General features: G+C 63.1%; 12 protein-coding genes and 1 pseudogene. 7 read left to right on the top strand and 6 right to left on the bottom strand.

Features of this window, described 5'->3' with window-relative positions; all coding sequences use genetic code 11:
- The 3 genes from AC1D00_RS16260 to AC1D00_RS16250 all read right to left on the bottom strand — a co-directional run.
- The coding region (locus AC1D00_RS16260) for a TetR/AcrR family transcriptional regulator (protein WP_477011379.1) at positions 1-278 on the bottom strand (278 nt) is incomplete at its 3' end.
- 8 nt (positions 279-286) lie between these two features.
- Positions 287-643: a hypothetical protein gene (locus AC1D00_RS16255; protein ID WP_477011378.1), complete on the bottom strand. Its 357-nt coding sequence runs from the start codon at positions 641-643 to the stop codon at positions 287-289.
- 109 nt (positions 644-752) lie between these two features.
- The gene (locus AC1D00_RS16250; RefSeq protein ID WP_404553235.1) at positions 753-1019 is read right to left on the bottom strand and encodes a hypothetical protein; all 267 of its coding nucleotides are present in this window, start codon (positions 1017-1019) and stop codon (positions 753-755) included.
- A gap of 175 nt (positions 1020-1194) precedes the next feature.
- Between AC1D00_RS16250 and AC1D00_RS16245 the strand changes: the two genes are divergently transcribed.
- Genes AC1D00_RS16245 through AC1D00_RS16235 form a run of 3 tightly spaced genes read left to right on the top strand, consistent with a single transcriptional unit; the run spans position 1195 to position 1793 of the window.
- Positions 1195-1401, top strand: a complete 207-nt coding sequence (locus AC1D00_RS16245; protein WP_477011377.1) for a hypothetical protein — start codon at positions 1195-1197, stop codon at positions 1399-1401.
- Positions 1398-1556 (top strand): hypothetical protein, encoded by a 159-nt coding sequence (locus AC1D00_RS16240; RefSeq protein WP_198033754.1) that lies wholly within the window; start codon positions 1398-1400, stop codon positions 1554-1556. The genes AC1D00_RS16245 and AC1D00_RS16240 overlap by 4 nt, the downstream gene beginning before the upstream one ends.
- An 18-nt stretch (positions 1557-1574) precedes the next feature.
- Positions 1575-1793, top strand: a complete 219-nt coding sequence (locus tag AC1D00_RS16235) for a hypothetical protein (RefSeq protein WP_271575379.1) — start codon at positions 1575-1577, stop codon at positions 1791-1793.
- 226 nt (positions 1794-2019) lie between these two features.
- On the opposite strand, the gene AC1D00_RS16230 is transcribed toward AC1D00_RS16235, so the two are convergent.
- Positions 2020-2229: a hypothetical protein gene (locus AC1D00_RS16230; protein WP_477011376.1), complete on the bottom strand. Its 210-nt coding sequence runs from the start codon at positions 2227-2229 to the stop codon at positions 2020-2022.
- A 173-nt stretch (positions 2230-2402) separates the two neighbouring features.
- Here AC1D00_RS16230 and AC1D00_RS16225 point away from each other — a divergent pair, with 173 nt between their 5' ends.
- From AC1D00_RS16225 to AC1D00_RS16210, 4 genes are all read left to right on the top strand, one after another.
- Positions 2403-3002, top strand: a complete 600-nt coding sequence (locus tag AC1D00_RS16225) for a PepSY domain-containing protein (protein WP_025575529.1) — start codon at positions 2403-2405, stop codon at positions 3000-3002.
- Between the two features lie 155 nt (positions 3003-3157).
- On the top strand, positions 3158-4327 hold the full coding sequence (locus tag AC1D00_RS16220; protein WP_477011375.1) for a DUF3734 domain-containing protein: 1170 nt from the start codon (positions 3158-3160) through the stop codon (positions 4325-4327).
- A 28-nt stretch (positions 4328-4355) separates the two neighbouring features.
- Positions 4356-5147, top strand: a complete 792-nt coding sequence (locus AC1D00_RS16215; protein WP_477011374.1) for an acetoacetate decarboxylase — start codon at positions 4356-4358, stop codon at positions 5145-5147.
- An 80-nt stretch (positions 5148-5227) separates the two neighbouring features.
- Positions 5228-6013 (top strand): 3-hydroxybutyrate dehydrogenase, encoded by a 786-nt coding sequence (locus AC1D00_RS16210; RefSeq protein WP_477011380.1) that lies wholly within the window; start codon positions 5228-5230, stop codon positions 6011-6013.
- A gap of 515 nt (positions 6014-6528) precedes the next feature.
- Here AC1D00_RS16210 and AC1D00_RS16205 read toward each other — a convergent pair.
- Together AC1D00_RS16205 and AC1D00_RS16200 are read right to left on the bottom strand one after the other, a co-directional pair.
- Positions 6529-7317, bottom strand: coding sequence for a Crp/Fnr family transcriptional regulator (locus AC1D00_RS16205; RefSeq protein ID WP_477011373.1), 789 nt, complete (start codon positions 7315-7317; stop codon positions 6529-6531).
- Positions 7318-7619: 302 nt separating this feature from the next.
- Positions 7620-8216 (bottom strand): annotated as a pseudogene (locus AC1D00_RS16200) (LLM class flavin-dependent oxidoreductase); the annotation flags it as partial.

Raw genomic sequence — 8216 nt, 5'->3', positions numbered from 1 at the left:
GCATTGAGGCGCTCCAGGCCCGAGCGGCCGCTTCGCGCTGCACTTGCGGCCGCCGCCGACACCTCCTCGAGCAGCTCCGTCACGACGGCCTCTTCGAGCGCTCGGCGGGAGGGATAGAACCGGTAGAGATTTGCGGGGGACATTGCTGCGTCGCGAGCGACGTCGGCAACCGTGGTCTTTCGGTACCCGATCTCCCGGTACAAGCGGATTGCAGCCTGCACAATTCGTTCACGCGTGCACGACAATCCAGCCTGGCGGGGCGTCTGCGCCTCTGGCATGCTCGGCCTCACCGCAACGGAATCACGTGCATTTCACGCCGGCAGGCCTCGCCGAATTCACGCAACGGATCCATCTCCTCCAGGAAGCCCGGCAGGTCGACGAACGACGTGTTCGGTGCGAGGTAGGTCTCGATGATCAGCCGGCCTGCCCGCTCTGCGGCATGGACCACCTCATCGTCGGACAGAATCCGCATGCGCCCGATGAGCGCATACAAGTTCACCAATGCCGGGATCTCGGATTTGTCGCTGGTGAGCGCGTCCGCGTAAAGTCGGGACGCCTCCTCGATGAAGCTTCGATAGAGCTTTTCACGCTTCGACGTCGCGTGCGCGTGATGGCGCTCGCGGAGCCTGCGGCGCCGGCTCATCCATCCCGTCACGATCGTGGAAATCGCTCCGAAGGCCGAACCTCCGAACGCGGCGAAAGCAGGAGCATATATTGTATTCATACGATCGTTCCTCATTCCTGGCGTCGCGCTATCGGTGCGATCCCACGGCCCTGACCGGAACCGCGGCATCTGCGTGGTCGAAGACGGCCCTGCAAGCTTCGTTCAGGTCCGACTTTCTTTGCCTGAGACAGGCTTCCACATTGGTGGGATCGGGGATGTAGCCGGCGCACAGGCGAAACGCGTCAGAGGTGCACGCCGCTCTCTGCTCAGCTGTGCCGCGGTCCTCCTGCGCGAACGCAGCGGCGTCCCACGCAACGAGCACCAGCACTGCGAGCACCAACCTGTTCTTGAACATATCGAATCCTTTCTCGAGTTGAGGCATCTGCTTTCAAAGGGGACCCTTGGCCTCACTCCGGAGTCTCCCTCGTCCGACCAGGACGAACACGGGCTTGTGAGTCTCGGCTCTTGACACATCCCGCGATCCGCGCTGTATATGAAATATACGGTGTAGTTTATTTAGGAGACCGAAGATGTCAAGCCTGTTCCTGGCGCTCGTGCGGGAAAATCCCTGGCCCGGGATTGCCGTCGCGTCGCTCAATCTGATGGTGGCCTTGTCGCTGGTGGGCGTGAGCCTGCTGCTGGGTCTCACCATTTCGGTGCTCGCATGGGTGCACGCGCTCGCCGGCGGCGAAGCCGCGCCGGTGCGGCATGCGGCCAGCCGGAGGAGCCACGCATGACATCGGGGCTGTTGCTTGCGCGCAATTGCATCATCTGCTGGGTCACGGTGTGGCTCGCGCCGGTCGAACCCATCTTCGACGCGATCGAATCCGAACTCGTCCGCAGAGGCGTCGCGCTTGAAGGCGTCGAGCCCCCTTCCCCGCCCGCCGCGTGAGCATCCTGGACGTTCGACATGCTCAACTTCATCGAAGTGTTCGACGTCATGGACGTGGAGCCGGCCACCGGCTCTTCGGTCTGGAGCGGACTCACCGGCACGCGAGCGGCCCTCGAGCGCGACGGGCACATGATCGACCCGAAGGCGATGTCCTACTGCCCGATCGAATGGCTCGACGAGCGCGGCTATCTCGACGCCGAACGCGCGTCCCGGCACCCGCGGCCCACGAGCTTCTGAAAACGAGGCGGAATCATTTCATGTCTGGGAACTGGCCGTGAGCAGGAAGTCTGTGCTGTCGCGTGCGCGCGCCGTCGTCGAGCCCGAGCTACCCCTGCGGGCGTATTTTCTCTCCGTTGGAGGCGCGCTGCTCCTGCTGCTTCTGGCGGCCGACTGGGTGTTGCCCGCACCTTCGCCAAGCCGGCTCACGGACTCGCATTCCGCGTTGCCGCCGATCCGGATTCACTCAGATCGGAGGGGACCCGAAGCGGTCGTCATCGACACCAGCGGGTTCGGACAGCGTCCCGCGCCCGCCGAGCACGATATCGCGCAGGCGCAGTTGCCCGAAACAGAAGTCGGCGGCGCCGTTGTGCACGGCGATGACGGTAACCCGGCGGTCGTGGCGGCCGATCTGCGCGTTCGCGAAAGCCTGGCCCAGTTGCAGCCCGCCGTTCATGATCGAGCAGGACGGGGGAGCCCGCATGAGATCGCGGCGCGACGGCGCAGGCTAGCTCCGGCGCGGCCTCGAAAGTTGTGGCGATCTGCTCGGCATCCGGGCTTCCAGATCAGCCGGTACGCCTTCGTGCCGAACTAGACCATCGATCACGAAGAACACCACAGGATTGCGCGATGCCAAAGAAGCAGCTGTTTGCCCTCATCGTTTGTTCCGCGGCCCTCGCCGGCACCGGTGCTCTGGCCGGCGTCACGCAGGTCCCTGCCGACGCCGAACAGCAAAGCGCGACCGCGCAGGGCAACGTCGAGGAGGCAGCCATTCGCCGCGTGCTGGAGCAGTTCCACACCACGAAGGTCCCAATCGGACAGGCCATGGCGATTGCGGAGGGTCTGCACGATGGGTCGAGGACCGCAGACATCAGCTTCGAGATATCCGGTCCGCCGGTCTACCGCGTGCGCACGATCAAGAACGAGCGGGTCTTTGAGAATGTCATAGATGCGAACACCGGAAGGGTATCGCAAACGGAGATCGCGTCATCGCTCAAGGAACTCGATCGCGCGGACCTCGCCAACATCATCGCCCTGAAGTGGATCAAGCTGGAGTTGTCGGACGCGGTGCGGGTCGCGGAAAGCGCGGCGGACGGACAGGCGCTCGCTGGCGGGTTGGTGAAACAGGATGGCAAGCTCAACTTCGTGGTCGTCATCGCTACCAGCGATCGCCTGAAGGAAGTGATGCTCGAGCCGCCCAAGGTCGGACAGCGGTCAACTCAGCACTAGCCACGAACGTGACGGCGCGCCACTGAAGCACGATCTCGTGAGTTGCGCATTAACGCGCAATATATACACTACACCGTATAGTTTGTTTTAGCGAACGGTCATCGCGGCTTCCGCGACACCGGCTCGATCATCCCACACCGAGAGCAAGACCAGTCATGAATTTCCAGCCCCGATCACACCTGCCGGCCACCCAACGGCGGCTGCCATTCGATTGCATAGCCCTGCTGTTGCAAGGCGGCGGCGCTCTCGGCGCCTACCAGGCGGGGGTGTACGAGGCGCTGGCGGAAGCTGGCATCCACCCCGATTGGGTTGCCGGCATTTCCATCGGCGCGATCAATGCCGCGATCATCGCGGGCAACCCGGCCGAGTCGCGTGTTGATCGGCTGCGCGATTTCTGGACGCGGGTAACTTCGACTGCACCTTGGGACTGGGCCGGAAACCTATTTCTCGATGCGCGCAACGAGAATGCGCGCAATATCCTCAACCAGATGAGCGCGGGCCTTGCCGCGGCATGCGGCGCAAACGGGTTCTTCTCCGCGCGCCCCCTCCTGCCATGGCTCCACGCCGGCGGCACGACCGAAGCAACCAGCTTCTACGACACCGGCGCGTTGAAGAGCACGCTGGAGCGCCTGATTGACTTCGATCGCATCAACGCGGGGATCACGCGGTTCAGTGCAGGAGCAGTCAACGTGAGAACGGGCAATTTCGTCTATTTCGACAACAGCACCCACACGATTCGCCCAGAGCACATCATGGCAAGCGGCGCGCTGCCACCGGGCTTTCCCGCCGTGGAGATCGAGGGCGAGCATTACTGGGACGGCGGCCTTGTCTCCAATACGCCGCTGCAATGGGTGATCGATGGGGGTGTGCCGCAGGACATGTTGGCGTTTCAGGTCGATCTCTGGAGCGCGAAGGGGCAGCTTCCGGGCAATCTGCCCGAGGTCGTCACGCGTCAGAAGGAAATTCAATATTCCAGTCGCACGCGCGCCAGCACCGACCAGTTCAAGCACGTGCAGCGCCTGCGACGTGCGCTCACGACGCTCCTGGACCGGATTCCCGAAGAACTCAGGGAGCACGAGGATGTGAAGCTCCTGAACACCGCGGTGTCACCCAACGTCTACAACATCGTTCACCTGATCTATCGGGCGCGCAACCACGAAGGCCACTCCAAGGACTACGAGTTCTCCCGCCTTTCGATGCAAGACCATTGGCGCGCCGGCTACCACGATGCGCTTCGCACCTTGCGTCATCCCGAGGTGCTCGCACGCCCGGTCACCCCGGATGGAGTTTCCACATTCGATCTGGAGCACGACGGCCGTGAATAGAGCGCTGATTTGATGCACGGAGAACCCCATGCGTGAGAACGATGTGCGTAAGCGCGCCTTTGCGATGCCGCTCACCAGCCCGGCCTATCCGCCAGGCCCCTATCGGTTTGTGGATCGCGAGTACCTGATCATCACCTATCGCACCGACCCGGCAAGGCTGCGCGCTGTGGTGCCCGAACCGCTGGAACTCGATGACCGCAACCCGCTCGTCAAGTATGAATTCATCCGCATGCCGGATTCAAATGGCTTCGGCGACTACACGGAAAGCGGCCAGGTCATTCCGGTCTCGTTCCGTGGCCACACGGGCGGCTACAACCACTGCATGTTCCTCAACGACGAAGGACCGATTGCCGGGGGACGCGAGCTCTGGGGCTTTCCGAAAAAGCTCGGCCAGCCGACATTGCGGACCGAGATCGACACCCTGATCGGTACGCTCGACTACGGGCCCTTGCGGGTGGCGACGGGCACGATGGGCTACAAGCACCGCGAAGCCGATCTTGGCCAGGTCAAGGCCGCGCTCGAGGAGCCGAATTTTCTGCTCAAGATCATCCCGCATGTCGATGGCAGCCCGCGCATCTGCGAGCTCGTTGAATATCGCCTCGAGCAGATCGCGTTGAAGGGCGCCTGGAYCGGACCCGCGGCTCTCTCCCTGACACCGCACGCCTTGGCGCCGGTCGCTGATCTGCCCGTTCTGGAGATCGTCTCGGCGATTCACATCCGTGCAGACCTCACGCTGGGACTGGGCAGAGTGGCCCATGACTATCTGCAAGAGCCAGCGCGACGTCCGTTCCGGGCTTCAGAACGAAGTCTGGTCACCTGATCGGAAATCCACAAAACCAACTCGCGCGTGAAGCGCGAGGCTTCGCCAGCTGGCGCAACACATGGAGCAAAGTGACTGAGATGGTTATTAAGGGCAAAACTGCGATCGTGACCGGCTCGACGAGCGGCATCGGCCTCGCATGTGCGCGTGCCTTCGCAGGTGCCGGCGCAAACATCGTGCTGAACGGAATGGGCGGGGCGGCCGATGTCGAGAAGGAGCGCTTGGCAATCGAAAGCGAGTTCGCCGTCAAGGCGATCTATTCGCCCGCGGACATGGCGAAGCCGAGCGAAATCGCCGGGCTGATCGCGCTGGGTGAAGCGACGTTCGGGGCTGTGGATATCCTCGTCAACAATGCCGGCGTCCAGCACGTCTCTCCAATCGAAGAGTTTCCGCTCGAGAAATGGGATGCGGTCATCGCCATCAATCTATCCGCCGCATTCCATGCAATCCGTGCGGCTGTGCCGGGCATGAAGAAGCGTGGCTGGGGCCGGATCATCACGACGGCTTCGGCGCATTCGCGTGTAGCTTCGCCGTTCAAGTCAGCCTACGTCGCAGCCAAGCACGGGATCGCCGGCCTGACCAAGACCGTCGCGCTGGAGCTTGCGCGTTCGAAGATCACCTGCAACTGCATCAGCCCCGGGTATGTTTGGACCCCGCTGGTCGAAAAGCAGATCCCGAACACGATGAATGCACGCAAGATGAGGAGAGATGAGGTCATCAGCGACGTGCTGCTCGCGGCCCAACCCACCAAGGAATTTGTCACTGTCGAACAGGTGGCTTCGCTCGCACTTTTTCTGTGCAGTGACGAGGCCGCGCAGATCACCGGCGCCAATCTCGCGATCGATGGCGGCTGGACGGCGGCGTAGGCTTGCGGCGGTCGACTCATGGCTGTCCGCGCAGTGAGGCGATCCGCGCGCAACACGGAAAGTGCACGACATGGCATCAGTCGCAATCGACGGTGACATCGACGAATCCAGCGGCCTCGCCGTCCAGCATATCGGCGTGCGCGGACGCACTCTTCAGCATGGAATGAGAAATTGCAGGCCACTTGATCTTGGCGGAGACCGGAAAATGTCAGTCGCTCTGCGCAAGTGCGAGCACGCGTTCAACGAGGACGTATTGCCGCCTCATGCCAAGGTGGCAGAGCCACTCGAGTTCTACGCTGCGCCCAAGTTGGATAACCCGTCCCGCAGTCTCAAGGACGCGATAGGCAAGACGGGGCCTGGCCCAGTTGCGGCCCGCCGTTCACGATCAAGCAGGGCGGAGGAGTCCGCATGAGATCGCGGCACGACGGCGCAAGCTCACACCGGCGCGCAGGACGCCGAACCGTCCAGAGTGAGTGCTCACGAACGGGGCGCAGGGGACCTCAAATGCGCCCTGACTACCGCGCGGTTGCTTCCGGGAATGGCGCAGGGACAGGCTGCGGCGCCGACAATTCCTGGCAATACATCCGATCGATCTTGTCCTGCATGAGCGCATAACAATCGCATGCAACGCGCTCGAGCCGCACCCGGTCGATCTCGATAAACCCGCGCCGGTCGGACGGGACGGCGCCGGCCGCACGCAGCTTGCTCATCGTCAGCGTCGCTGTCGTCCGCCGCACTCCAAGCAACTGCGCAAGCGCCTCCTGCGTCACCGGGAGGAGATCATTGGGAACGCGGTCGTGGAGCTGCAGAAGCCACCGCGCCATGCGGCCATCCACCAGATGCAGCGCGTTACAGGCCGCAACGTGCTGGAGCTGCAACAGCAACGCGCGGACGTGGACCTGCACGACATTCCTGATCGCCTCGCTTCGCGCATAGGCAGCCCGAAATTTGGCGGCGGAGATCTGCGATGCCGTGCCGGCCACGCGGGCAACCGCGGTCACGGATGAAAGCGACGGGCCGAGCGCGGAGAACGAGGCCAGAGCGCCTTCCCGTCCGATCAACGTGGTTGCAACCGTTTGCCCGTCCGGCATATCGAGCATGAAGGCGATTGCCCCGCTATGGGGAAAGTAAACCGGGTCGAGCTCATCGCCCGACCGCACCAGGACGGTATCGGGCTCGAACGAAACCTTCTGGAAGTGGGGCGTGAGCAAGCCGAGATCCGCCGGCGGCAACGCCGCCAGCAACCGATTGCCGACGCCAGCGCGGTGGACGGTCGCGATGCTTTCCGGTGCACGAGCCGTCATGAACAACGGTATCCACTTCTCTTGTTCACTGCGATTCCCCGAAATTCGAATTGGCGAACGCAAATATCCAAACAGAGCCCTTGGGGGAGATCAAGTACGGACTATTGCGGTCCCAGCCGGCATTCTTCCCGCGCAAACAGGATCTTGAACGCGTCGTACGGTTAACGGTCTTTTGCAACCGAAGGATTTCGAGGAGATGATCGATCAGCAGGGGTTGCGACAGCGCGCGGGAGTGGGCGATTGGCCCCATGCGGAGGCCCCGCGCCGCCAATAGAGGCATGGCCGACGTCAAACGTACACCCCTATCCCGCGGCCGCCACCTTCGCCGGGGCGACATTGACGGCGAGCTTGCCGTAGCGGTCGGTGAAGGCCTGGGTGTCGATCTCCTCGAGCTTGATTTCGCCGCTCATGACGCCCCTCTTCCACGCCGCCTGCGCCGGATCGTTCTGGAACTCCGGCATCACCTCGCGGCCGAACAATTCGAGCGATTCGCAGATGTGCTCGTGGCTGTTCTTGCCGGCCTGGTTGAGCAGGATGACCTGGTCGATATGCGAGCTCTGGAAGCGCTTGAGCTTCCTGCGGATCGTCTCGGGCGAGCCGATCAGGCCGCCGCGTAGCGCGGCCTCCTGGGCCTCCGGATTGTCGCGCTTCCACTTGTTGTACTCGTCCCACATGTTGACGGTGTAGGGCGCCGGACGCTGGCGGTTCTGCGCGGCGCCGTAGAAGCGCAGCGCGAACTGGAAGAAGGTGGCGCCGTCGGCGCGGGCGCGGGCCTCTTCATCCGTCTTCGCGCACATGAAGAACGACACCAGCGCCATGTTCGGGTTGATCTCGTAGTCGGCAAGCTTGTGCAGCCGCTTGGTCATGGCGTTGTAATAGGCGTGCACCCAGGCATGGGC

The sequence above is a fragment of the Bradyrhizobium sp. P2_E8 genome (genome assembly GCF_056403875.1).
This window is presented reverse-complemented; position numbering and strand designations above follow the sequence as displayed.